Source organism: Pseudomonas lalucatii (assembly GCF_018398425.1).
GTDB lineage: Bacteria > Pseudomonadota > Gammaproteobacteria > Pseudomonadales > Pseudomonadaceae > Aquipseudomonas > Aquipseudomonas lalucatii.
The window spans coordinates 1,511,887-1,536,344 of record NZ_JADPMV010000001.1 but is presented as its reverse complement, the minus strand read 5'-3'; the positions used below and the strand labels follow the sequence as shown (position 1 = coordinate 1,536,344).

Genomic DNA, 24,458 nt, shown 5'->3' with positions numbered 1-24,458 from the left:
CGCCTCAGTCGTCCGCCCAGGGTAGCGCAGGGGCCACCAGCGGCGCACCGTCGTAGCCCTCGACCCGGCCGAAGCGCGGGTGGCCCGCCGCCCAGTCACGCTGGGCCTGAGCGAGCTCGGCGCGGCTGTGGCCGACGAAATTCCACCACAGCAGGATCTCCTCGGCGAAAGGTTCGCCGCCCAGCAGCAGCGCCCGGCTACCGGGCTCCAGCTGCAGGGCCAGGCGCTCGCGGCCGCGGCCGAGATAGGCCAGCTGGTTGACTTCGAAACGCTCGGCCTGAATCTCCACCGAGCCCTGCAGCGGCAGCACGCCGTACTCGAAGGCCGGCTCGAGGGCCAGCTCGAGGCTGGCGCCCTGTGGGCTGTGCAGGTCGATGCCGAGCAGGGGCGAATGTACCCGGGCCGGCGCCCGCTGGTCGCCGTACTGGCCGGCGAGCAGGGTCAGGCGGCAGCCGTCCTGTTGCCAGCCGGGCAGATCGGGGTGGTGCTCGAACGCCGGTTCGCGCTGGCGTTCGGGGCCGGGCAGGGCGATCCACAGTTGCGCGGCGTGCAGCTGCTGTTCGGCGGGCAGGGTTTCCTCGCTATGGCTGATGCCGCGCCCGGCCGTCATCAGGTTGACCTGGCCCGGGCGCACCACCTGGACATGGCCGAGGCTGTCGCGGTGCAGCACCTCGCCGGCGATCATCCAGGTGAAGGTCTGCAGGCCGATGTGCGGGTGGGGGCCGATCCGCAGGCCGGCGCCGGCGCCGGCGGCGAAGGTGGCCGGGCCGGCGTGGTCGAGGAAGCACCAGGCGCCGATCATCCGCCGCTGCGGCGACGGCAGCAGGCGGCTGACGCCGATGCCGCCACCGATCTCTGCGGCGCGCGCGGTCACCCGCTGAATGGCGCGCTGGCCGTCGTCCAGCGGGCAATCGACGGACGAGGACAGTTGGCATGGGCTCTCGTGAGTGCTCATTGCGTTACCTCCGCTGCGGGCCGGGACCGCGCACGCACGGTCCCGGCGACTTGGCTCACTTGCCGGCGGTGAGCGTGGTGTAACTGTTGATCAGGTTGCGGTAGTCGGGGATATGGTTGGAGAACAGCGCGCCCAGCCCCTCGATGTCGTTGCGCCAGTCGCGATGCAGTTCGCAGGCCGCGCCAAACCAGGTCATCAGTTGCGCGCCGGAGGAGGACATGCGGTCCCAGGCCGAGTGGCGGGTGATCTCGTTGAAGGTGCCGGAGGCATCGGTGATCACGAACACCTCGAAGCCGGCCTCGATGGCGGAGAGGGCAGGGAAGGCCACGCAGACCTCGGTGACCACCCCGGCGATGATCAGTTGCTTGCGTCCGGTGGCTTTCACCGCCGCAACGAAGTCCTCGTTGTCCCAGGCGTTGATCTGCCCGGGGCGGGCGATATAGGGCGCGTCCGGGAACTGCTCCTTGAGCTCGGGCACCAGCGGGCCGTTGGGGCCGCTCTCGAAGCTGGTGGTGAGGATGGTCGGCAGTTCGAAGTACTTGGCCAGGTCGGCCAGGGCCAGCACGTTGTTCTTGAACTTGTCCGGGTCCAGGTCGCGCACCAGCGACAGCAGGCCGGTCTGGTGGTCGACCAGCAGGACGGCGGCCTGGTTCTTGTCGAGGCGTGTGTAGGCAGTGCTCATGGTGATGTCCTCATGCGTGGGTGAAGGCCGGGCGCACGGCGGCGCGCGGCGGGGGATCGCGGGGCGAAAGCGCTCAGCGCTGCGAGTCCAGGACTTCCTGGTTGCTCACCACGGCCTGCGCCTTGAGGTAGCTCTCGATCAGCAGTTGGTAGTTGGGGAAAACCCGGCTGTAGGCCTCGGCCCACTGCGCGGCGTCCGGGCGGTTCCAGGTCTGCTGGATTTCCGAGCAGACCGCCGCGGTGTCCATCGGCACCACGCCGGCCTGGACCACCCGGGCCAGGGTGATTTCCTGGGCCATCTTCGAGTAGGTGCCGGAGGCGTCGATCACCGCGAACACCTTGTAGCCGGCGGCCACCGCGCTGATGCTGGGGAAGGCCATGCATACGCTGGTGATGGTGCCGGCGATGATCAGGGTCTGCTTGCCGGTGGCCTCCACCGCCGCCACGAAATCCGGGTTGTCCCAGGCGTTGATCTCGCCCTTGCGCGCCACGTACTGGGCGTGCGGGGCGGCCTCGTGGATCTCGGGAATCAGCGGGCCGTTGGGGCCCTGCGGCACCGAGGCGGTGGTGATCAGCGGGATGTTCGCCAGGCTGGCGACCTTCGCCAGGGTGATGGCGTTGGCACGCAGCTCGGGCATGGGCATGTCCTTGACCGTCTGGAACAGCCCGCTCTGGTGGTCGATCAGCAACATCGCCGTGTCGCTGGGGTCGATGGTCGGCTTCTGGCCGTTGAAGTTGGCGATATTCGCGAAGCTGTGCATGTTCAGGCTCCCTTGCTAGGTGGGGGACCCTGGCCGTTTCCGGCGGTCAGGGTCTGGGTTAGGAGAGGGTCACGGGTCCCTGTGCGCCGGTCCATTGAGACTAGGCGCTGGGGCCGCTGGCGCAGAACCGTTAGGCGGGTAACTGGCCGAACGAGCCGTTGCGCAGGTCCTCGACCGCCTGGGCGATCTCGGCCTCGCTGTTCATCACGAAGGGGCCGTAACCGACCACCGGCTCGTCGATCGGCTCGCCGCTGAGCAGCAGCACCAGCGCCTGGCTGTCGGCTTCCAGCAGCAGTTCGTCGCCGGCGCGGTCGAGCAGCACCATCTGCGCCTCCCTGACCAACTGGCTGCCGTTAATCTGCACGCTGCCGCGCAGCACGATCAGGGCGCTGTTGCGGCCCTCGACCAGCGGCAGGCTCAGCGGCTTGTCGGCATTCAGGCGCAGGTCCCAGACATCCATCGGCGTGAAGGTGCGCGCCGGGCCCTGCTGGCCGGCGAACTGCCCGGCGATCAGGCGCAGCGAGCCGGCGCCGTCGGCGAGCGGAATCAGCGGAATGTCCTGGTTCAGGATTGTCTGGTAGCCGGGTGCGGCGCGCTTGTCCCGGGCCGGCAGGTTGACCCACAGCTGCACCATCTCCAGGGTGCCGCCCTGTTGGGTGAAGGCGGCGGAATGAAATTCCTCGTGCAGGATGCCCGAGGCCGCGGTCATCCACTGCACGTCGCCGGGGCCGATCAGGCCGCCGCTGCCGGTGGAGTCGCGGTGCTCCAGCTCGCCCTGGTAGACGATGGTCACCGTCTCGAAGCCGCGATGCGGGTGCTGGCCGACGCCGCGCGGTCGCTGCGTGGGGGCGAAGTCATGGGGGCCGGCATAGTCGAGCAGGAGGAAGGGGCTGATGTGCTGGCCCAGGCTGTCATAGGAAAACAGCGAGCGAACCGGAAAGCCGTCTCCGACCCAGTGCGGCCTGGGGCTGCCGTAGAGACCGAGTACCTTTTTCATGCTGTGCCTCCTCTTTGTGCATGGAGACACCATAGAATTGCAACGCTTGGTGCGGTAGACCGGATAAATTAGTCTCAGTGTTCTATCTGGAGAACACCTATGGACGACCTCAACGACCTCTACTATTTCGCCCAGGTGGTCGAGCACGGCGGTTTCGCCCCGGCGGGCCGGGCGCTGAACACGCCCAAGTCCAAGCTCAGCCGGCGCATCGCCCTGCTCGAGGAACGCCTCGGCGTGCGCCTGCTGCAGCGTTCCACCCGGCATTTCTCGGTCACCGAGATCGGCCAGGAGTATCACCGCCATTGCCTGGCCATGCTGGTCGAGGCGCAGGCCGCGCGCGAGGCCATCGAGCGCAGCCGCGCGGAACCCCAGGGGCTGGTGCGCATGAGCTGCCCGACCACCCTGTTGCAGTACCGGGTCGGCGACCTGGTCGGCCGCTTCATGGTCGAGCATCCCAGGGTCCAGGTGCAGCTGGAGGCCACCAACCGGCGCGTCGACGTGCTCGGCGAAGGCCTCGACCTGGCGCTGCGGGTGCGCTTCCCGCCGCTCGACAGCAGCGACCTGGTGATGCGCGTGCTGGGCCACAGCCCGCAGCGGCTGGTCGCCAGCCCCGAGTTCCTGCGCGGGCTCGAACTGCCCCTGCGACCGGCCGACCTCAGCGGCCTGCCCAGCCTCGACTGGGGGCCGCCGCGGGACCATCTGTGGAGCCTGGAGGGGCCGGACGGCGCCACGGCCGAGGTGCGCCACCGACCGCGGCTGATCAGCGACGACATGACCTGCCTGCGCCAGGCCGCCCTGCGTGGCGTCGGCGTGGTGCAGCTGCCGTGCATGGTGGTCGAGGGCGACCTGCAGGCCGGGCGCCTGCTCGACATCATGCCGCAATGGGCGCCGCGCAGCGGGGTGGTGCATGCGCTGTTCCCGTCGCGCCGCGGCCTGTTGCCTTCGGTACGCGGCCTGATCGATTTTTTGGCCGAGCATCTGGGGCAGGCCTAGCGCGTAGGATGGGTTGAGCGCAGCGATACCCCTCAATAGATGGGTTAAGCCGCTGTGCGGCTAACCCACCCTACGGATTGCGCGCCGCCGGCTCGATGAGCATGGCACTTGCCTGACCCCACCCCTGTTTCCCTACACTCTGCCTTTCTCTTCTCCAGCCAAGGCCATTTCGTGCAACCGGTTATCTCCATCCAGCAACTGAACAAGACCTACGCGTCCGGCCATCCGGCGCTGCAGGACATCGACCTGGACATCCGCCAGGGCGAGATCTTCGCCCTGCTCGGGCCCAATGGCGCCGGCAAGACCACCCTGATCAGCATCATCTGCGGCATCGTCAATCCGGGCAGCGGCTCGGTGCGGGTCGGCGGGCACGACATCATCGCGGACTATCGCGCGGCCCGTGCGCAGATCGGCCTGGTGCCCCAGGAGCTGGTCAGCGACGTGTTCGAGACGGTCTGGGCCACGGTCAGGTTCAGCCGCGGGCTGTTCGGCAAGAAGCCCGACCCGGCCTACCTGGAGCGCCTGCTGCGCGACCTGTCGCTGTGGGACAAGCGCGACGCCAAGATCATGGAGCTGTCCGGCGGCATGAAGCGCCGGGTGATGATCGCCAAGGCGCTGTCCCACGAGCCGCAGATCCTGTTCCTCGACGAGCCCACCGCCGGGGTCGACGTGGAGCTGCGCCGCGACATGTGGAACATGGTCCGCGGCCTGCGCGCGCGCGGGGTGACCATCATCCTCACCACCCACTACATCGAGGAGGCCGAGGAGATGGCCGACCGCATCGGGGTGATCAGCCGGGGGCGGATCATCCTGGTGGAGGACAAGCAGGTGCTGATGCACAAGCTCGGCAAGAAGCAGCTGACCCTGCAGCTGCAGCAGCCGCTGGCGAACATCCCCGCCGAGCTCGACGGCCACCCGCTGGAGCTGGCGGACGAGGGCCACGCCCTGGTGTTCACCTTCGACGCCCAGCGCGAACACACCGGCATCGCCGAGCTGCTCAAGGACCTGGCCCAGCACGGCATCGACTTCAAGGACCTGCAGTCCAGCCAGAGCTCGCTGGAGGAAATCTTCGTCAACCTGGTGCACCGGGAGCAGCGCCCATGAACCTCTATGCCATCAAGGCCATCTACCTGTTCGAGCTGGCGCGCACCTGGCGCACCCTGCTGCAGAGCATCGCCACCCCGGTGATCAGCACCTCGCTGTACTTCGTGGTGTTCGGCTCGGCCATCGGCAGCAGCATGACCGAGGTGCACGGGGTCAGCTACGGCGCCTTCATCGTGCCGGGGCTGATCATGCTGGCGCTGCTCACCGAGAGCATCTCCAACGCCTCCTTCGGCATCTACATGCCCAAGTATTCCGGCAGCATCTACGAGCTGCTGTCGGCGCCGGTGTCCTACCTGGAGATACTCGTCGGCTACGTCGGCGCGGCGGCCACCAAGTCGATCATCCTCGGCCTGGTGATCCTGGCCACGGCGCGGCTGTTCGTCGACTACCAGATTCTCCACCCGGTCTGGATGCTGGCATTTCTGGTGCTGACGGCGGTGACCTTCAGCCTGTTCGGCTTCATCATCGGCGTCTGGGCCGATGGCTGGGAGAAGCTGCAGATAGTCCCGGCGCTGATCGTCACGCCGCTGACCTTCCTCGGCGGCAGCTTCTACTCGATCAGCATGCTGCCGCCGCTGTGGCAGACGGTGACCCTGTTCAACCCGGTGGTCTACCTGATCAGCGCCTTCCGCTGGAGCTTCTACGGCGTGTCGGACGTCGACGTGGGCCTCAGCCTGGCGATGATCCTCGGCTTCCTGCTGCTGTGCGTGCTCACCGTCGGCTGGATCTTCAAGAGCGGCTACCGGCTGAAGAACTGACGCCCGTCGCCGCGCCCGGCGAGGGGCAAACGCCCCGCTCGGAAGCGGGTCGAATACCGGTGTTCCACAGGCAACGGAGACTGCAATGGACGAGGCGCTACGTACCCGGCTCGAGGACACCTACCGCGCCGAGTCGCGGCGGGTGCTGGCCACCCTGATCCGCCTGCTGGGCGATTTCGACCTGGCCGAGGAGGCCCTGCACGAGGCGTTCCGCGCCGCCCTGGAGCAGTGGCCGCGCGATGGCGTGCCGGCCAATCCGCGGGCCTGGCTGGTGTCCGCCGGGCGCTTCAAGGCGATCGACAACCTGCGCCGCCAGCGGCGCTTCCAGCCCCTCGACGAGCGGCACGAGGCGGTGGCCGCTGCGGCGGTCGAGGAGGCCGAGGGGGTCGAGGACGACCGCCTGCGGCTGATCTTCACCTGCTGCCACCCGGCCCTCTCGGCCGATGCCCAGGTGGCCCTGTGCCTGCGCGAGATCTGCGACCTGACCACCGAGGAGATCGCCCGCGCCTACCTCAGCACGCCCAGCACCCTGGCCCAGCGCATCGTCCGCGCCAAGGCGAAGATCCGCGACGCGCGCATCCCCTACGAGGTGCCGGGACGCGGCGAGCTGGCGGCGCGCCTGGAAGCGGTGCTGCGGGTGATCTACCTGGTGTTCAACGAGGGCTATTTCGCCAGCTGCGGCGACTCGCTGACCCGCGGCCAGCTGTCGGCCGAGGCCATCCGCCTGGGGCGGTTGCTGCTCGAACTGCTGCCCGAGCCCGAGGTCATGGGCCTGCTGGCGCTGATGCTGCTGCACGAGGCTCGTTGCCCGGCGCGCCTCTCGGCCAGTGGCGAGCCGGTGCTGCTGGAGGAGCAGGACCGTGCGCTGTGGGACGCCGGGCTGATCGCCGAGGGCCAGGCGCTGGTGCTGCAGGCCCTGCGCTCGCGGCGTTTCGGCCCTTACAGCCTGCAGGCCGCGATCGCCGCGGTACACGCCGAGGCGCCAAGCATGGCGGCCACCGACTGGGCGCAGATAGTCGGGCTGTATGACGCGCTGCTGCAGGCCTCGCCCTCGCCGGTGATCGAGCTCAACCGGGCGGTCGCCCTGGCCATGCGCGACGGCCCGCGGGCCGGCCTGGCGCCCATCGAGGCCATACTGCAGCGCGGCGAGCTGACCGACTATCACCTGGCCCACGCCGCCCTTGCCGACCTGCACCGGCGCCTGGGCCAGTGGCCGCAGGCGCGCGAGGCCTATCGTCGCGCCCTGGCGCTGGCCCGACAGGCCCCGGACCGGGTATTCCTCGAGCGCCGCCTGCGCGAATTGGCCGAGGAGCCGCTAGGGTAACAGGGCAGGGCCGCCCCGATCCTGGCGCTCATGCCCAGGTGCGGCAGAGGGCGGATTTCTTTGCCTGACCTATGACGTTCGTCCCATTTTCCGGGTAGCCTAGTTGCGTACCGGCCCAGGCCAAGGAGCAATCGTATGGATACGAAAAGCCGCCAAGTCACGGAACTGCTCAGTCTTTCCGCGCGCAGCATGACCCACCTGACTGCCGCGCTGGCTCAGCTGTCGTTCGAGCTGATGCGCAGCGGCGACCCATCCAGCCAGCGCGCCGGGCAGCGCATGATCGACCACCTGGCGCAGATCAGCGGCGAAATCGACCAGCAGTGGGCGATGATCGGCGCGCTGACCGGCCAGCCCGTGCCCGAGGAGAAGACCGACCTGGTGATCGAGGTGCAGATGCAGGCCGCGCCCGGCGACGACTGGTCCTCCGGCGGTGGCGGTTAGGCCTGGTCGGCCGGGGGAAAGCGCGTAGAATGCGCGGCTTTTTTCCACCGGCTGGAGTGCCCGATGAGTTACAACCTGGCAGACAAACCCGCGGCAGAGCGCGACGTGGCGGAGGCGGAGAAGGCCCGCCTGTTCGAGCTGTGGCAGCACAACCTGCAGCGCGCCAAGGCCGACGCGGCGCGCCTGTTCGCCGAGAAGAGCAAGCGCAAGGGCAAGTGGGAGGAGTGGCTGCGTGCCCAGCTGGGCGAGATGTCGCCGGCCGAATACGCCAGCATGGTGCAGCGCGAGGTCAGGAGGCTGGCCTCGCCACGCTGAGCGAACGCGTGGGTGGCGTGACGGGCCCTGTCCGAGTCTCCTGCACGGTCACCCACGCTCCCCTGGCAGGCTCGGATCGTGCAGAGGCCCCGGGCACGGCCGCGCGGGGGCCGTCCCTGGGCCCGGCGCGGTCCACGGCGTCTATCGCCGGCCACTGACCAGGGGCGGGGTGCGCGGCGGGATCTGGCGCTTGCTGCCGAGCGACTCGAAGGCCGAGGCGAAGCGCAGCAGCGCCGAATCGTCATAGGCGCGACCGGCGAAGGTCAGCCCGACGGGCATGCCGATATCCGCCATGACGCCCATCGGCACGGTCACCGTCGGCACCCCCAGGTGGCGGATGGCGAGGTTGCCGTTGGCGACCCAGACGCCGTTGCTCCAGGCGATGTCGGCGGACTGCGGATCGACATCGGCGTTCGCCGGGCCGACGTCGGCGACGGTCGGGAAGAGCACCGCATCCAGGCACAGATGCGCCATCCAGTCCTCGAGGTCGATGCGGCGGGTCTTCTCAAGCCCGCGCAGGCCGTCGGGCAGCGTGGCGATCTGGTCCCAGGGGGTGATGCCGCGCTCGGCCATGCGCACGTACTCGTCCATGCCTGCGGCCAGGTCGCCCTCGCGATTGGGCAGGGTTCCCGGGTCATGGGGGAAGATCTGCGGTCCGTCGACGTCGATCAGGCGATTCAGATTGGGATCGCCGTTGGCCTGAAGAAAATCGTCGAAGGCCCAGGCCGTCAGGTCCCACAGCTCGTGATGGAGGAACTCCTTGGATACCAGGCCGCGGTTGAACACGGTCGGCGCACCGGGGCGATCGCCCTCGCAGTTGGAGACCAGCGGGAAATCGACTTCGAGCACTTCGGCGCCGGCGGCCTCGAGTGCCTGACGGGCGGCCTGCCACAGCTCGATCACCGAGGGGCGGGTGTGGATGCGCTGGCCCGTCGGGCCGCCGATGCCCGGCGACTCGGCCGTGCCCGCGTCGGAGTCGGCGTTGATGTACATGCGCGGCACGCCGAAGCGCTTGCCCTTGAGTGCTTCGGAAGTCGCGGCAAGTTCGGCATAGGCGGCGGGCCGCACCTCGGCCACGCCGGGAATGGGCACCCAGGGCTGCATGCGCCACAGGTCGCCCCGTGTGTCGGGGTCTTCCGCCACCACCACCTCGAGCACCTCGAGCAGGTCCGCCATGGTCCTGGCGAAGGGCACGACGACGTCCATGGTCGGGGTCAGCGGCCAGTTGCCGCGCACCGAGATCACTCCGCGCGACGGCGTATAGGCGCACAGGCCATTGTTCGAGGCCGGGCCGCGGCCGCTCGACCAGGTTTCCTCAGCCAGGCCGAATGCGGCGAAACTGGCGGCGGTGGCCGTGCCTGCGCCATTGGAGGAGCCCGAGGCGAAGGGGGCGGTGAGGTAGTCGGCGTTGTACGGGCTCTCCGCCCGGCCGTATACGCCGCGCTGCATGCCGCCGTTGGCCATGGGCGGCATATTGGTCTTGCCCAGGCAGATCGCGCCGGCCGCGCGCAGGCGTTCGACGGTGAAGGCATCGCGATAGGCAACCAGCTTGGCGAACGCGGGGCTGCCGGAAGCGGCCGTGAGGCCCTTGACCAGGTAGCTGTCCTTGGCCGTATAGGGGATGCCATCGAGCGGCCCCAGGGTCTCGCCTCTGGCCCGGCGCGCATCGCAAGCCTGTGCCTCCTCGAGGGCATCGGGATTGGGCACCACGACGGCGTTTAGGGCGGTGGGCGTGTCCGGGCCGTCGTAGGCAGCGATTCGGGCGAGATAGGCCTGGACCAGCTCGACCGCCGTCGTCTGGCCGGATTCGAGCGCCGCACGCAGTTCGGCAATGGATACCTCGGTGACCTCGATCATGGGCTCACCGCCGGCAGTCGATGGGCGGCGGGGAGCAGGCTGGCCTCATGTGCGAGCCTGGGTTCGAGCACAGCAGGTTTCTCGGAGTGGGTTCTCATATCGGTCCTCGTTGTGCCGCACCGCGCGATAGGGTCTGGACTTGCGTCTGGGCTGGCGGAGCGCCTGAGCATTCTGCTGGGCGCCAGGCCAGGTGTTAGGGCATTAGTGTAACGACTCCCTCGCCGATCGCGGCTTCTGGACGAGACTGGAGGTACAGGTCGGCGCGGTCGCTCGGTCGCCGCCCCGTGTGACGGCGCAAATCATATGGGTCGGCGGCGTCTGTGATGAGGCGACCCCGTTGGACTGAGTCTAGGGTTCGGCTAGCAGGGCCCTGGCCTGCGGCTTCTTGGGGCGCTCGAGCGGTATACCGTGCCATTCCCTTGCCGACGAGGGCGCGAAGTCGCCGCCCGTTTTCGACCATTGCCGGCGCGCAGAGCGGCGCGTTAGAGCCGTCCATTGTGTGATTGACGCTGCCGGCGAGCCAGTGCGGCAAGCGTTTGTTAATAAATGATTGTCAACCATTAACCATGATGGTAGTTTTGCCCATGCCGCCGAACGCGTGCGGAACCCATAAGCAGTGACTACTAGCGGAGGATGTAACGATGGCAGAGTTTGAAGGGGCCACTTCGGCCAAGCCGCGCTTCACCCAGGACGAGTGGAATGTACGAGTCGACCTGGCAGCGATGCATCGCCTGGCCAATGTCTACGGCTACGATGACATTGTCTGGAACCACATCACCGCGCGGGTTCCGGGCACCGATCACCACTTCCTGATGAATCATTTCGGCCTGCACAACACCGAGATCACCGCCTCCAACCTGATCAAGATCGACGAGCACGGCAACGTGCTGGACGGTCCGCCCGAAGTGAATACCGCCGGCTTCGTCATCCATCGCGGCATCCACCTGAGCATTCCGAACGCCAAGTTCGTGTTCCACTCCCATGCGCCGGCCGGCCTGGCCGCCACCGCGATCCGCGACGTGGTGCACCTGGTGCAGGACTCCTCGATGCTCTACGGCAAGATCGGCTACCACGACTGGGAAGGCCTGTCGGTGGACACCGACGAGAGCCTGCGCATCGCCGACAACCTGGGCAACAACAAGTGCCTGATCATGCGCAACCACGGCTTCCTGACGGTGGGTGAAACCGCTGGTGAGGCCTTCATGAACATGCACTACCTGGTGCGTGCCTGCGCCAACATGCTGCAGGTGTGCGCCACCGGCCTGCCGCTGGCCGAAACCGATCCGAAGATGTGGGAGAAGGCCGCCCAGCAGTACGCCGCCTTCGTGCCGGGCAAGTACGAGTGGCCGGCCCTGCTGCGCCAGATCGATCGCATCGACCCGTCCTACAAGTACTGATCAACGTCCTTTAATAGCAGGAACCCGATATGCAGATTTCTCTGGAAGGCAAGCGCGTCTTCATCACCGCTGGCGGTGCCGGCATGGGCCGCGCCACTGCCCTGGCCATGCACAAGCTTGGCGCCCAGGTGTTCACCTGTGACGTGGATGAGCAGGCGCTTTCTACGCTGCCGGACGGTATCACCACCTTCGTCTCCGACGTTTCCGATCCAGATGCGGTCGATGCGATGTTCGATGCGATCCTCCCGGGCGGTCTCGACATCCTGGTCAACAACGCCGGCATTGGCGGGCCGACCAAGCCGGTCGAGGATGTCACCAACGAAGAGTGGCGGGCCTGCATGAGCGTGTGCATCGACTCGCAGTTCTACTGTGCGCGTCGTGCCGTGCCGACCTTCCGCAAGCAGCAACACGGCGTGATCATCAACCTGGTATCGGCGGCTGGCATCCTCGGTTTCCCCAATCGCAGCCCCTATGTGGCGGCGAAATGGGCAGTCACCGGGTTCACCAAGACCCTGGCCATGGAGCTGGGCCAGGACAATATCCGGGTCAATGGCATCGTCCCGGGCAACGTCAATGGCGAGCGCATGGAGCGGGTGATCAAGGCCCATGCCGAGGCCGAGGGTCTGGATCCCGAGGAAGTGCGCCGGCTCTACGGCATCGGCGTGTCCATGCAGTGCTACGTCGACCCGGAGGAGATCGCCGACATGATCTGCTTCCTCTGTTCCGACTACGCCAAGCATGTCTCGGGGCAGATCGTCGGGGTGGACGGAAACACCGAGACCCTGTACCCGCGGCAGTAACGGATCGCTGCGTCAGGCGCGACGGGTGGCCCCATAGTCGTACAGGTGGCCACCGGTTGTGCGTCGGCGACAGTGCGCGCTAGCGAATAGGCTTGGCAGGTGAAAGGAGGCTTGTGATGGTGCAGCTGAGTGAATATGACAAGCGCCTGCTGTCAGGCGCCGAGGGCAAGGCCAAGCGGCTGGCCATGCAGATGATGGTCAAAGCTGCAGAGGCGATGGGGGCCGAGCGACTGGTCGATGTGTCCATGGCCCATGTCAACAGCTGCTTCTACAGCGGCAAGGTCGGGCTGGATTTTGCCGAGTTTCTCTTGGCGGACGGCGTCAAGGTGGCGGTGCCAACCAAGACCAATGTCGGCCTTGTAGATTTGCTGCACCCCGAGCTGCGCCCGGAGAAGGCCAGCACCGAAGAGGTGCAGGGCGCTCGTCGCCTGATGAAGATCTACGAACAACTGGGCTGCGAAGTAGTGTGGACCTGCGCGCCCTATCAGCACAAAGTGCGGCCCAAGCTGGGCGACCAGATCGTCGGTTCGGAATCCAACGCCGTGGCCTTCTACAACTCGGTGATTGGCGCCAGAACCAACAAGTACGGTGACTTCCTCGACATCTGTGCCGCGATCACCGGCCGAGTCCCCTATGCCGGTTTGCACCGTGACGAATGCCGCAAAGGAGAGATTCTGTTCAGCCTTGCAGGGGTTCCCCGGAAGCTGCTGGAGCAGGACATCTTCTACCACGTACTCGGCATCGTGCTGGGACGTGAAGCCGGCAGCAGTGTACCGGTGATCGAGGGCTTGCCGGCCGCGACCAGCGAGGATCAGCTCAAGGCGATCTCGGCGGCCGGAGCGGCCTCGGGCGCGGTCGCCCTGTTCCATGCCGTCGGCATCACGCCGGAGGCTACCAGCCTGAGCGATGCCTTCCACGGCCAGCAGCCGGACCGGGTCGTAGAGGTGACGCCACAGATGCTGATCCAGGCGCGCGATGCCCTGACCACCACGGCCGCTGGCAGCGTCAGTGCCGTGTGCCTGGGAACGCCGCATTTTTCCTTCACCGAGTTCGAGCGCCTCACGCCACTGCTGTCGGGTCGCCGGGTGCATGCTGATCTCGGACTGTACGTCTCGACCAGTCGTTACGTGTTGGCGCAAGTGCGTGAACAGGGTTGGCTCGCGCAGCTCGAGCAGGCCGGGGTAAAGATCGTGGTCGATACCTGCACTTACTTCACCCCGGTGGTCAACGGCATCAAGGGCCGGGTGATGACCAATTCGGGCAAGTGGGCCTACTACGCCCCCGGCATTCTCGATGTGGATGTGGTCTTTGGCAGCCTCGAAGAGTGCGTGGAGTCAGCGGTGAGTGGTGAGGTCTGGCGCGACGAGCGCCTGTGGAGCGGTGATTTCTGGGGGGCGGCGACATGTCAATGAAAGCCAGTGTGCTGAATCCAGGCTGTGTCAGTGGGGAGCTGTTGGTGCTGGATGAGCCCCTGAGCTTCTGGGGCGGTTATGATCCGCAGACCGGCACAATCATCGATCAGCAGCATCCTCAGGTGGGGATCAAGGTGACTGGCAAGGTGCTGGTGATGCCAGGAACACGCGGTTCGTCGGGCACTCCAGGCGTACTGGGCGAATCCCTGCGCCTGGGCACTGGCCCGATCGGCCTGATTCTCGGTAAGCCGGATGTCAACGTGATGGCGGCCGCCCTGGTGGTTTCCGAGCTGTATAACATGCCGGTGCCCGTGCTTGTCCTGGCGAAGGATGGTTACGCGGGCCTTCGCAATGGGCAGATGGTCAGGCTAGAGAGTGATGGCGAAGTGCTGCTGCAGCAGTGAGCGGCCAATGGCATCGGCAACGGTTGGGGGAAACCATGCGCGAAACTCTGGCAAATGCGCCTGCTGTTGGAGGCGGCGCGACGGTGAATCGAGGCATCGGCCTCTGCCTGCTGGCGATGCTGGTGTTCGCCAGCCAGGACGCCATCACCAAGGTGCTGGTGCAGGATTTCGCCGTGGCCCAGTTCATCATGCTGCGCTACTGGCTGTTTCTGGTCTTCGCCCTGGGCTATGCCCACCTGCGCGGCGGCATCGCACTGGCGGCAAGGACGCGGCACCCCTGGCTGCAACTGTTGCGCTCGCTGCTGTCGGTCGGCGAGATCGCCATCTTCAGTCTGGGCCTGCGCTATCTGGGCCTGGCCGAAAGCCATGCCTTGTTCGCGGTGTTCCCCTTGCTGGCCATGGCCTTGGCGGGGGCCGTGCTGGGCGAGTTCATCGGCCTGCGCCGCTGGCTGGCGGCGGCGGTGGGTTTTGCCGGCACCCTGGTGATTTTGCGTCCGGGGCAGGGGTTGTTCGAGCTGGCGGCGCTGATTCCGCTCTCGGCGGCGCTGGCGTTCGCGGTCTACAACCTGGTCACGCGCCTGGTCAGCCGCGAGGATGGTTTCACCACCAACATGCTGTACATGGCAGCCGTCGGCGCCGTGGTATCGACGGTATTCGGCCTCCAGGCCTGGCAGCCGCCGAGCCCTGGCGAGTGGGGGCTGATGGGCCTGCTGTCGGTGAGCGGGATAATCGCTCACCTGTTTCTGGTCAAGGCCCTGGAGTATGCACCGGCCGGGGTCCTGCAACCGTTCAATTACAGCCTGCTGATTTTCGCCATGGTCATCGGTCTGGTGGTCTTCGGGGATTTCCCCGACACCTGGACCCTGGTCGGTGCCGCCCTGGTGGTGGCAGGCGGTTGTTACGCCATAGGTGCACCTAAGTTAACCAACTCATCGGCCGTCTGATACGGGAGAGAGCTCTTCATGAAAATCGCTTTTATTGGTCTGGGTAACATGGGCGCGCCGATGGCCGCCAATCTGGTCAGGGCCGGCTTCGATCTGAACGTCCATGACGTCGACCGCAGCAAGGCCGAACCTCTGCTGCAGGCCGGCGCGCATTGGGCCGACAGCATTCAGGCTGCCGTCAGCGAAGCCGACGTGGTGATGACCTCGCTGCCATCGCCGGCCATCATCAAGCAGGTTGCCAGCGGGGCGGACGGGCTGATCGCCCTGATGCGCCAGGGTGCGATCTGGATCGAGCTGAGTACCAACAACCTGGAGGTCTGGCGCGAGGTGCGTGCCCTGGCCGATGCCAAGCAGATCCGCACCCTCGATGCGCCGATCTCCGGCGGTGCCGAAGGCGCGGCCGCCGGCACCCTGACCGTGCTGGTCGGTGGCGATCAGGCCACCTTCGAGCAGTGCCAGCCGATCTTCGCCGCCATCGGCAAGCGCATCGACTACCTGGGCGAGGCCGGCGCCGGCTACGTCGCCAAGATCGCCCAGGTGGTGCTCTGCTACCTGCACTCGGTGGCCCTGTCCGAGGCCCTGATGCTCGGCGTCAAGGGCGGCGTGCCGGCAGACAAGATGCTCGCCATCATCCAGAACAGCACCGGGCGCAGCTACGTCGCCGATCGCTATGGCCCGAGCATCCTCAACGGCGACTACGATCCGACCTTCGAACTGGGCCTGGCCCTCAAGGACATGCGCCTGACCCTGGAGCTGGCCGGTCAGGTTTCGGCGCAGCTGCCGATGTGCGAGCAGGTCGAGAAGGTCTACGCCCAGGCGGTCGAGCAGTTCGGCGGCAAGGCGCCGCACCTGATGGCGGTCAAGCTGCTGGAGCAGGCCAACGACAAGCCGCTGCGGGGCTAGCGCAGGGCGCGGACGGGACGACACTGTCCAGCACCTAGATGACATAGTGGCACTTCGGTGCTTTTAGCCCTGGATTCCAGGGCTTTTTTTTGTGTGGCGGCAAGGTCGACAGCGTTGCGCACACCAGGGGGAAGGCGATGAGAACGGTGGTCAAGACGACGGGAGCGCTGCTGCTCAGCATGGGCCTGCTGATGCTGGGCAATGGCCTGCAGGGCTCGCTGATCGGGCTGCGTGCCTCGCTGGAGGGGTTCTCCACGCAGATCGCCGGCCTGCTGATGAGCGGCTACTTTCTCGGTTTCCTCGCCGGCTCGACGCTGACCTCCAGGATAGTGGCGCAGGTCGGCCACATCCGGGTGTTCGCCGCACTGGCCTCGCTGGCCTCGAGCATGGTGCTGCTGCACCCGGTGTTCATCGACCCCTGGCTGTGGTTCGGCATGCGCCTGGTCAGCGGCTTCTGCATCGCCGGGCTGTTCATCGTCGCCGAGAGCTGGCTCAACGACAGCGCCAGCAACGCTACGCGCGGGCAGTTGCTGTCGCTCTACATGGTGATCACCACCGGCGCGATGGCCTGTGGCCAACTGCTGTTGAACCTGGCCGACCCCGCCAGCTATGAGCTGTTCATCCTGATTTCGGTGCTGGTCTCCCTGGCGCTGCTGCCTATCCTGTTGAGCGTGACGCCGGCGCCGAGTTTTGCCGCCCCCGAGCACATGAGCCTGCTGCGCCTCTACCGCAGCTCGCCCCTGGGGATCGTCGGGTGCATGGGCACCGGCATGTCGATCGGCGCGATGTTCGGGATGGGGGTGATCTATGCCCAGCAGTCGGGCTTGCCGCTGAGCCAGATCGCCCTGTTCATGGGCTTGGTGTTCGTCGGTGGGGTGGTGCTGCAGTGGCCGATCGGACGGTTCTCCGACCGCCTCGACAGGCGCCGGGTCATCTTCGTCGTCACCGCCCTGGCGGCGCTGAACGCCTTGCTGGCCGTGGCGATAGCCAAGGCCTCGCCGGTGGGCCAGCTGGCCGTGGCGTTTGTCTGCGGTGGCCTGGCGTTCCCCATGTACTCCCTGTGCGTGGCGCATACCAACGATGCCCTAGAGCCCCGGCAGATGGTCGCGGCCAGCAGCAACCTGGTGCTGGCCTTCGGTTTTGGCGCCGCCATAGGGCCGAGCCTGGCCGCCGCGGTCATGGGCGCCGTGGGTCCCGATGGCTTCTTCTGGTACCTGGGCACGGTGCATGCTGCCATCGGCTGCTTCGCCCTGTACCGCATGACGCGCCGCAGCGCCGTGCCGCTGGACGAGCAGGGGCTGTGCGTACCGGTCGGCTCGGCGGCTTCCCGGGTCGCCATGGCCATGGTCCAGGAAACCGTGGTCGGTCAGGCGGATGAAGGCTCGGCGCAGCCGCCGGTCGTCGTGGCCGCGGCCCAGGGCGACGGCAAGGGATGAGGCATCTTCGCCCCGGGACTTGTCCCGGCGCGAAACTGGCCCGCTATCGAGCGGTGCTTATCGCTCGTGTGGCGATTCGCGGCAGGTCGGCGCCGGGCCGGGCGCCGTGGCGCCCGCTCGCAACGCGCGAAGGGTCCGTGGGGGCGGCCGGTCGCTCCCGGACGGGGCGAATCGGCCGAGCGCAGGGGACACAGGCCGGCGTGACGCCGTCGCGCCGGCCTGGCGGGCGTTACTCGAGGCGAGCGATGACCTTGGCGGAGACCTCCTTCGGTACCCAGGTCGTCCAGATGGCTTGATGAGTCTTCAGGAAGTGTTCGGCGACTTCTGCAGGATCGGCTTTGTTGTCCTCGCCCCAGGCCAGCAGCTTGTTGACCGTGTCATTCTCGAAGCTGACCTTGGTCAGGAACTGGTAGAGCTCCGGCGCACCATCCTTGAGCTTGCTCGAGACCAGCGTGTTGACATCCACCACCGGATAACCGCCAGCGCTGGGCGTCGGGCAATTGGCCTCGGCGTTGCAGGCGTCGTTCGCCGCATCGTAGTCGTTCATGCTCAGCTGGACCATGTCGTACTTGCCGAGAATGGCGGACGGCGCCCAGTAGTAGAAGAACACCGGCTTCTTGCGCTTGTAGTTGGAGCTGATGGCCGAATCAAGCGCGGCCCCGGAGCCTGCCGAGTAGATGTCGTAGTGCTGGTCCAGGCCGTAACCGCGGAACAGGTTGGTACTGCGGGTTTCGTTGGACCAGCCGGGCAGGCTGTTGTAGAAGCGTCCCTTGTCCGAACCCTGGCTCTTGAACAGGTGCGCGTAGCGGGCCATGTCCTGAACGGACTTGATGTCCGGGTACTGCTCGACCACGTACCTGGGCACCCACCAGGCATCCAGGCCACCGCTCGCGAAGACCTTGCCGGCGATGCTGATGGTGCCCTTTTTCTCGCCTTCTTCCAGCAGCGTGGCGATGTTGCTGCTCCACACCTCGGGGGCGATGTGCGGGCGGCCCTTGTTGACCATGGTGGTGGCGGCGGTGACGGTTTCGAGGGGGACCAGTTCGGTCTTGCAGTCGTAGCCGAGCTGGAGAATTTTCGACTCGATATGGGCAATCGCAGAGGCCGAGGCCCAGCTCATGTCGGCAATCTGGATCCTTTCGTCTAGGGGGCAGGCTGCCTGGGCGCTCAGCGCCCCGGCCGAGATCAAGGCAGCGACCAGGAGTGGGAGCTTTTTCACGCGTGTATTCATGCTTCACCTCTTGTTGTTGTAGACGGGCTCACGAATGTTGCGTCTTGCGGTCTTGCGGTCTTGCGGTCTTGCGGGATGAATCGGTGGCGGCCAGGGGGCCGGCGGAGCGTTCGGCGCGGCGGGCAGGGCGCAGGTGTCGGGCCCCGGCCACTCTGGCTTACGGGCAGGCGCCTGTTCAGCGGCTGAGCGCGGCCATCACGTCGGGCTTGTCGAGGTAGCCGACCAGCGTGCCTTCGTCGTTGTGCACCGCGAGCGGGTCATCGTTGTCCATCAGCAGCGGCAGCACCTGCTCCAGCGACTGGTGCAGCTGTACGTGGCGGATGCTGGATGACTGGGGTGCGGCGCTGTCGCCGGCGCTGACCATGCTCAGCGCCGGCTTGCGCAGCAGGTGGCTGACGCGGATCGCCTTGTAGCGATTGACTCCGCCGATGAACTCCTTGACGTAGGCGTCGGCCGGGCGCATCAGGATGTCGGACGGGGTGCCCTGCTGGATCAGCTCGCCATCCTTGAGGATGGCGATGCGGTCGCCGATCTTCAGCGCCTCGTCGAGGTCGTGGGTGATGAACACTATGGTCTTGTTGAGCTTCTTCTGCAGCTGCAGCAGCTGATCCTGCATCTCGCTCTTGATCAGCGGGTCGAGGGCGCTGAAGGCCTCGTCCATCAGCAGGATATCCGGGTCGTTGACCAGCGCCCGGGCCAGGCCGACGCGCTGCTGCATGCCGCCGGAGAGTTGCCGCGGGTAGTGTTGCTCGACCCCGGCCAGGCCGACCTGTTCCAGCCAGTAGCGCGCCTTCTCTTCGCGTTCGGCGCGGTTCACGCCCTGGACCTTGAGGCCGAAGGCGGCGTTGGCCAGCACCGTGTCGTGGGGGCACAGGCCGAAGCGCTGGAACACCATGCTGACCTTGTTCCGGCGGTAGTGCTCGAGTTCCTTCTTGCTGAACTGCAGCACGTCCTGGCCGTCGACCAGCACCTGCCCGCTGGTCGGCTCGATCAGGCGGTTGAAGTGGCGGATCAGGGTCGACTTGCCGGAGCCGGACAGGCCCATGATCACATGGATATGCCCGGCTTCGATGGCCATCGAGACGTCGTTGAGACCGACTACGTTGCCAGTCTGCTTGAGAATCTCGCTCTTGCTGGCGCCGCCCTTGATCTTGGCGATGGCGGCGCTCGGGTCCGCACCGAACACCTTGTAGATGTTCTTGATCTCGATCTTGTAATTGCTGCTCATAGTCGTACCCAATCAGCTGTTGGTGTGCAGGTGCGCCTGGGCGCGCTTGCCAAAGGCCTGGGTGATGCGGTCGAAGACCACGGCCAGGAGGACGATGGCCAGGCCGGCCAGCAGGCCGCGGCCGACTTCCAGGCGAGTGATGCCCTGCAGGACCTGGAAACCTAGGCCCTGGGCGCCGATCATCGAGGCGATCACCACCATCGACAGCGCCATCATGGTGGCCTGGTTGATGCCGGCCATGATGCTCGGCAGTGCCAGGGGGATCTGCACCCAGAACAGCTTCTGCATGCGGTTGGCGCCGAAGGACTGGGCCGCCTCGATGATCTCGCCGTCGACATGGCGAATGCCCAGGTCGGTCAGGCGGATCAGCGGCGGTACGGCGTAGACCACGGTGGCCAGCACGGCGGGGATCTTGCCCGGGCCGAACAGCATGATCGCCGGGATCAGGTAAACGAAGCTGGGCATGGTCTGCATGATGTCCAGCACCGGCAGCATCAGCGCGCGGAAGCGGTTGGACCAGGACATCAGGATGCCCATCGGGATGCCGATCAACGTGGCCACCAGGGTGCACACCAGCATCAAGGCCAGGGTGCGCATGCCGTCTTCCCAGAGCCCGAGAAAGCCGATGGCGAACATGGCCAGGGCGATCAACGCCGCGAGCAGGACCTTGCGCGAACTGGCGTAGGCCGCGGCGGCGACCAGGCCGATGATCAGCCACCAGGGGCTGCCCAGCAGCAGCGACTCGAACAGGTTGAGCAGTTGCAGGAAGGGGTAGAAGGCCTCCTCGAGGAAGGTCGCCCACTGGATGACGAACTGCTCGATGGAGTCGTCGACGGCGCCCCGGAAATACCGGGGGTCTATCAATTCAGGAAACATGGCGGCAGGGCCTCGCATCGGTTGGACGCGACCAGGGTCGCGCCCAGGGGCGGATGGTTACTTGAGCTGGGCAATCACCTTGGCGGCGACGTCCTGCGGTACCCAGGTGGTCCAGATGGCCTGGTGGGTCTTCAGGAAGTGTTCGGCGGTCTGTTCCGGATCGGCGCTGTTGTCCTCGCCCCAGGCGAGCAACTTGTTCACCGTGTCGTTCTCCAGCTGCACCTTGCTGAGGAACTGGTAGATCGCCGGGGCCTGCTGCTTGATCTTCCCCGCCACCACGGTGTTCACCGCCACCACCGGGAAGCCGCTGGTCGATGGCGTCTGGCAGTTGGGCTCGGCGTTGCAGGAGTCGTTGGCGGCATCGAACGGGACCATGTCCAGCTTGACCATGTCGTACTTGCCGAGGATGGCCGAGGGCGCCCAGTAGAAGAAGAAAATCGGCTTCTTGCGCTTGTAGTTGGAGACGATGGCCGCATCCAGAGCGGCGCCGGAGCCGGCCGAGTAGACCTCGAACTGCTCATCCAGGCCGTAGGCGCGCATCAGGTTGCTGCTGCGGGCCTCGCTCGACCAGCCGGGGATGCTGTTGTAGAAGCGGCCCTTGTCCGAGCCCGCCACCTGGAACAGCTCGCTGTGGCGCGCCAGGTCCTGCACCGACTTGATGTCCGGGTTCTGCTCGACCACGTACTTGGGCACCCACCAGGCATCGATGCCGCCGCCGGCGAACACGCTGCCGGCCACGCTCACGCTGCCCTTCTGTTCGCCTTCCTCGAGCAGTTTCTTGGCATTGCTGCTCCACAGTTCCGGGGCGATATGCGGACGGCCCTTCTTGACCATGGTGGTGGCGGTGGTGACGGTTTCACCCGGGACGAACTCGGTCTTGCAGCCGAAGCCATGTTCGAGAATCTTCGACTCCACATGGGCAAGAGTCGAAGCCGAGGCCCAGCTCATGTCGGCGATCTGGATCGTCTCGTCGAGCTCGCAGCTGGCCTGGGCCGTGAGCGCGCCGGCCGAGAGGATGCAGGCTGCTAGGGTGCTGAGGGTCTTGACTGAAGTGCGCATGGTTTACCTCTTGTACTTATTGGTTATGCAAGTGATGTTCGATGGGGCGCGAGCGGTGGGGCGGGTCCGCCATGGAGACCTCGGCCTTCGCCGGGTGCGCGGATGGCCGAGCCACGGGCTGGCGCTCACGCGGGGCGCCCGTACACCGCGACCGGCGTGCCGAGCGACTCGAGGTCGGCCTCCACGCCCAGGCCCGGTGCGTCGCTGGCATACAGCTTGCCGTCCGCCATGCGGGGCGCCGGCTGGCCGGTACGCTCGTTGTTGTAGCTGTGCAGGTCGGTGGTGTTGAGGAGGAAGTCGGTCGGCGTGGAGGCGGCGAAGTGCGCCACCGCCGCGGTGGCGATCTCGCCGCCCCAGGTGTCTTCGCTGACCACCTTGATGCGGTGGTCGACCAGGTAGTCGCGCATGCGCTTGGCCTTGGACAGGCCGCCCTGCTTGGACAGCTTCAGGCACACGTACTCGAATGCCCGGTCGGCCACCACCCGCTCGGCCATGCGCAGGTCGGCAATGCACTCGTCCAGCTTCATCGGCTGGTCGAAATGGCGCCGCACCTGCAGGCATTCCTCGTAGCTGTGGCAGGGCTGTTCGATGATGAAGTCCAGGCCGCGGGTCGCGCGGGCCACCTGGATGGCCTCGTCCATGTACCAGCCCTGGTTGGCGTCGGCGATGGCCTTTTCGTTGCTGCGGAGCAAGGGCGCCACGGCGTGGATGCGTTCCACATCGGCCTTCCAGTCGTTGCCCACCTTGATCTGGAACTGGCGGTAGCCGTTGCCACGCAGACGCTCCAGTTCGACCTCCAGCTGTTGCGCCGCGCCCTGGGGCGCGGAGCGGTACATGGGCGCGCCGTCGGTGAGCTTGCCGCCGAGCAGCATCCACACCGGCTGGCCGGTGGCCTTGCCGAGGATGTCCCAGCACGCCGAATCGAAGGGCGCCTTGGCGTAGCCATGGCCGAGAATCACGCTGTCCATCAGCCGCTCGATGCGCGCCAGCTGCCGCGGGTCCTCGCCCAGCAGGCGCGGCGCCAGCAGGCGTGCGGCGGCTTCCGTGCCCTCGCTGTGGGCCACCATGTAGTTCTCGCCGCAAGGGCAGAACTCACCGACGCCGCTTATACCCGCATCGGTGTCGATCACCACCACCGTGGAGGAACTGGACTCGATCACGTTGCCGCGTCCCCAGGCGAAAGCACCGCTTTCGTAGCTGAGACTCTTTCTATAGATCGAGATGCGCGTGATTTTCACCGTTCGCTCCTGAGTCGGGGAGTTGTTCTGCGGGCCATACAGGCCAGTTGGCGCTGCGACTGGTGTTCTTTGTAAATCGATAATTGATGATTGTCAACCATCATCAGCGACACTATGCTGGTCACCGTAAGTAGCAGGCCAGGCTCGTGCACGAACAGTGCCCGAGCGACCGGCTTGTCCCGTGCTGAGCCTCAGGTAGGCGCTCAAATCAAGCGAGTCAGGAACTGTGCAAATGAAGATTACGAATCTGCGTACCGTGCTGGTCGAGGTGCCCCTGGAGAAGCCGCTGATCACGGCCATTCACGAGACGCGCTCGGTGGGCTGTGTGCTGGTCTATCTGGAGGCCGACAACGGCCTGGTCGGCGAGAACTACATCTTCACCCTCAATAGCGCCCGGCTGAGCGTGTTCGACACCATGATCAAGAGCCTGGCCCACCATGTGGTGGGGCAGGACCCGCACTACGTGGAGCGGATGTGGGACGGCATGTGGCGCGAGATCAACCCCATCGGCCACGAAGGCATCACCATCGGCGCGATGGCGGCGCTGGACACGGCCTGCTGGGACCTGATCGGCAAGGCCGCCAACCAGCCCGTGTACAAGCTGTTCGGTGCCTACCGCGATTCGGTCAAGGCCTATGCCAGCAGCGGCCTGTGGCTGTCGCAGAGTGTCGACGAGCTGGTGGAGGAGGCCAGGGGCTTTCTGGCCCAGGGCTTCCGCTCCATGAAGATCCGCCTGGGCAAGCCGCGCATGGAAGAGGATGTGGCCCGCGTGGCCGCGGTGCGCGAGGCGATCGGTGCGGACATTGAGCTGCTGGCCGACGGCAACCAGGCCTTCGCGCCCCATCAGGCGATTCGTCTGGGGCGCATGCTGGAGCCCTTCAACCTGGGCTGGTTCGAGGAGCCGGTGGCCTCCTACGATCACCAGGGCCATGCCGCCGTGGCCGCGGCGCTGGACGTGCCGATCGCTTCGGGCGAAACCGAGTACACCCGTCATGGCATGCGCGCGATGATCGAAGCCAAGGCCGCGGACATCCTGATGCCCGACCTGCAGCGGATCGGCGGGCTCACCGAGTTCCGCCGCGCCGCGAGCCTGGCCGCCGCCCACAATGTGCCGGTGTCCACCCATATCTTCACCGAGCAGAGCCTGAGCATCGCCGGTTCGGCGCCCAACTGCATCTCGGTGGAGCATGTGTCCTGGTTCTCGCCGCTGTACCGGGAAAAGATGGAAATAGTCGAGGGCAAGATCGCCATCCCGCAGCGTCCGGGGCTGGGCTTCAGCCTCGATCCCGATGCCGTGGACCGTTACCGCGTGCGCTGATCCCATCCACTTCCACAGCGGAGGCC

General features: G+C 66.4%; 23 protein-coding genes and 1 pseudogene. 14 read left to right on the top strand and 10 right to left on the bottom strand.

Annotated elements, in window-relative coordinates; all coding sequences use genetic code 11:
• Nucleotides 1-4 precede the first annotated feature (4 nt).
• The 4 genes from I0D00_RS06985 to I0D00_RS06970 form a co-directional block, all read right to left on the bottom strand.
• The gene (locus tag I0D00_RS06985; RefSeq protein ID WP_213639015.1) at nt 5-955 is read right to left on the bottom strand and encodes a pirin family protein; all 951 of its coding nucleotides are present in this window, start codon (nt 953-955) and stop codon (nt 5-7) included.
• A 55-nt stretch (nt 956-1,010) separates the two neighbouring features.
• A complete protein-coding gene (gene ycaC / locus I0D00_RS06980; RefSeq protein ID WP_213639014.1) occupies nt 1,011-1,637 on the bottom strand; it encodes an isochorismate family cysteine hydrolase YcaC in 627 nt (208 codons plus the stop codon).
• 73 nt (nt 1,638-1,710) lie between these two features.
• Nucleotides 1,711-2,397, bottom strand: coding sequence for a hydrolase (locus tag I0D00_RS06975; RefSeq protein WP_213639013.1), 687 nt, complete (start codon nt 2,395-2,397; stop codon nt 1,711-1,713).
• 130 nt (nt 2,398-2,527) lie between these two features.
• Nucleotides 2,528-3,394 carry a pirin family protein gene (locus I0D00_RS06970; protein ID WP_213639012.1) on the bottom strand — a complete coding sequence of 289 codons (867 nt, stop codon included), beginning with the start codon at nt 3,392-3,394 and terminating at the stop codon, nt 2,528-2,530.
• Between the two features lie 99 nt (nt 3,395-3,493).
• Between I0D00_RS06970 and I0D00_RS06965 the strand changes: the two genes are divergently transcribed.
• From I0D00_RS06965 to I0D00_RS06940, 6 genes are all read left to right on the top strand, one after another.
• On the top strand, nt 3,494-4,387 hold the full coding sequence (locus I0D00_RS06965) for a LysR family transcriptional regulator (protein WP_213639011.1): 894 nt from the start codon (nt 3,494-3,496) through the stop codon (nt 4,385-4,387).
• A gap of 171 nt (nt 4,388-4,558) precedes the next feature.
• A complete protein-coding gene (locus I0D00_RS06960) occupies nt 4,559-5,491 on the top strand; it encodes an ABC transporter ATP-binding protein (RefSeq protein WP_213639010.1) in 933 nt (310 codons plus the stop codon).
• Nucleotides 5,488-6,249, top strand: coding sequence for an ABC transporter permease (locus I0D00_RS06955; protein ID WP_213639009.1), 762 nt, complete (start codon nt 5,488-5,490; stop codon nt 6,247-6,249). The genes I0D00_RS06960 and I0D00_RS06955 overlap by 4 nt, the downstream gene beginning before the upstream one ends.
• 85 nt (nt 6,250-6,334) lie before the next feature.
• Nucleotides 6,335-7,573 carry an RNA polymerase sigma factor gene (locus tag I0D00_RS06950; RefSeq protein ID WP_213639008.1) on the top strand — a complete coding sequence of 413 codons (1,239 nt, stop codon included), beginning with the start codon at nt 6,335-6,337 and terminating at the stop codon, nt 7,571-7,573.
• Between the two features lie 135 nt (nt 7,574-7,708).
• A complete protein-coding gene (locus I0D00_RS06945) occupies nt 7,709-8,014 on the top strand; it encodes a hypothetical protein (RefSeq protein ID WP_213639007.1) in 306 nt (101 codons plus the stop codon).
• 63 nt (nt 8,015-8,077) lie between these two features.
• Nucleotides 8,078-8,329, top strand: coding sequence for a hypothetical protein (locus I0D00_RS06940; protein WP_213639006.1), 252 nt, complete (start codon nt 8,078-8,080; stop codon nt 8,327-8,329).
• A gap of 141 nt (nt 8,330-8,470) precedes the next feature.
• Here the strand turns inward: I0D00_RS06940 and I0D00_RS06935 are convergent, their stop codons facing one another.
• Entirely contained in the window at nt 8,471-10,186 is a 1,716-nt protein-coding gene (locus tag I0D00_RS06935; RefSeq protein ID WP_213639005.1) for an amidase, read from the bottom strand.
• A gap of 641 nt (nt 10,187-10,827) precedes the next feature.
• Here I0D00_RS06935 and I0D00_RS06930 point away from each other — a divergent pair.
• The 7 genes from I0D00_RS06930 to I0D00_RS06900 all read left to right on the top strand — a co-directional run bounded on the left by I0D00_RS06930 (nt 10,828) and on the right by I0D00_RS06900 (nt 17,482).
• Entirely contained in the window at nt 10,828-11,583 is a 756-nt protein-coding gene (locus I0D00_RS06930; protein WP_213639004.1) for a class II aldolase/adducin family protein, read from the top strand.
• A 29-nt stretch (nt 11,584-11,612) separates the two neighbouring features.
• Nucleotides 11,613-12,383, top strand: a complete 771-nt coding sequence (locus I0D00_RS06925) for an SDR family oxidoreductase (RefSeq protein ID WP_213639003.1) — start codon at nt 11,613-11,615, stop codon at nt 12,381-12,383.
• 116 nt (nt 12,384-12,499) lie between these two features.
• Complete coding sequence (locus I0D00_RS06920) at nt 12,500-13,795, top strand: aconitase X (RefSeq protein WP_213639002.1); 1,296 nt, start codon at nt 12,500-12,502, stop codon at nt 13,793-13,795.
• Nucleotides 13,786-14,199, top strand: coding sequence for an aconitase X swivel domain-containing protein (locus tag I0D00_RS06915; RefSeq protein ID WP_213639001.1), 414 nt, complete (start codon nt 13,786-13,788; stop codon nt 14,197-14,199). Before I0D00_RS06920 ends, I0D00_RS06915 begins: the two co-directional genes overlap by 10 nt.
• An 83-nt stretch (nt 14,200-14,282) precedes the next feature.
• Entirely contained in the window at nt 14,283-15,143 is an 861-nt protein-coding gene (locus I0D00_RS06910) for a DMT family transporter (RefSeq protein ID WP_338050396.1), read from the top strand.
• An 18-nt stretch (nt 15,144-15,161) separates the two neighbouring features.
• Nucleotides 15,162-16,046, top strand: coding sequence for an NAD(P)-dependent oxidoreductase (locus tag I0D00_RS06905; protein WP_213638999.1), 885 nt, complete (start codon nt 15,162-15,164; stop codon nt 16,044-16,046).
• A 137-nt stretch (nt 16,047-16,183) separates the two neighbouring features.
• Complete coding sequence (locus I0D00_RS06900) at nt 16,184-17,482, top strand: MFS transporter (protein ID WP_213638998.1); 1,299 nt, start codon at nt 16,184-16,186, stop codon at nt 17,480-17,482.
• 229 nt (nt 17,483-17,711) lie between these two features.
• On the opposite strand, the gene I0D00_RS06895 is transcribed toward I0D00_RS06900, so the two are convergent.
• The 5 genes and pseudogenes from I0D00_RS06895 to I0D00_RS06875 all read right to left on the bottom strand — a co-directional run bounded on the left by I0D00_RS06895 (nt 17,712) and on the right by I0D00_RS06875 (nt 23,114).
• Nucleotides 17,712-18,713 carry an ABC transporter substrate-binding protein gene (locus I0D00_RS06895; protein ID WP_274611218.1) on the bottom strand — a complete coding sequence of 334 codons (1,002 nt, stop codon included), beginning with the start codon at nt 18,711-18,713 and terminating at the stop codon, nt 17,712-17,714.
• A gap of 175 nt (nt 18,714-18,888) precedes the next feature.
• A complete protein-coding gene (locus I0D00_RS06890) occupies nt 18,889-19,941 on the bottom strand; it encodes a quaternary amine ABC transporter ATP-binding protein (protein WP_213638996.1) in 1,053 nt (350 codons plus the stop codon).
• 12 nt (nt 19,942-19,953) lie between these two features.
• Nucleotides 19,954-20,670 (bottom strand): annotated as a pseudogene (locus tag I0D00_RS06885) (ABC transporter permease); the annotation flags it as partial.
• 204 nt (nt 20,671-20,874) lie between these two features.
• The gene (locus I0D00_RS06880) at nt 20,875-21,876 is read right to left on the bottom strand and encodes an ABC transporter substrate-binding protein (RefSeq protein ID WP_213638994.1); all 1,002 of its coding nucleotides are present in this window, start codon (nt 21,874-21,876) and stop codon (nt 20,875-20,877) included.
• Nucleotides 21,877-22,001: 125 nt separating this feature from the next.
• On the bottom strand, nt 22,002-23,114 hold the full coding sequence (locus tag I0D00_RS06875) for a mandelate racemase/muconate lactonizing enzyme family protein (protein WP_213638993.1): 1,113 nt from the start codon (nt 23,112-23,114) through the stop codon (nt 22,002-22,004).
• Between the two features lie 232 nt (nt 23,115-23,346).
• On the opposite strand from I0D00_RS06875, the gene I0D00_RS06870 reads away from it, so the two are divergent.
• The gene (locus tag I0D00_RS06870; protein ID WP_213638992.1) at nt 23,347-24,432 is read left to right on the top strand and encodes a mandelate racemase/muconate lactonizing enzyme family protein; all 1,086 of its coding nucleotides are present in this window, start codon (nt 23,347-23,349) and stop codon (nt 24,430-24,432) included.
• Nucleotides 24,433-24,458: the final 26 nt, after the last annotated feature.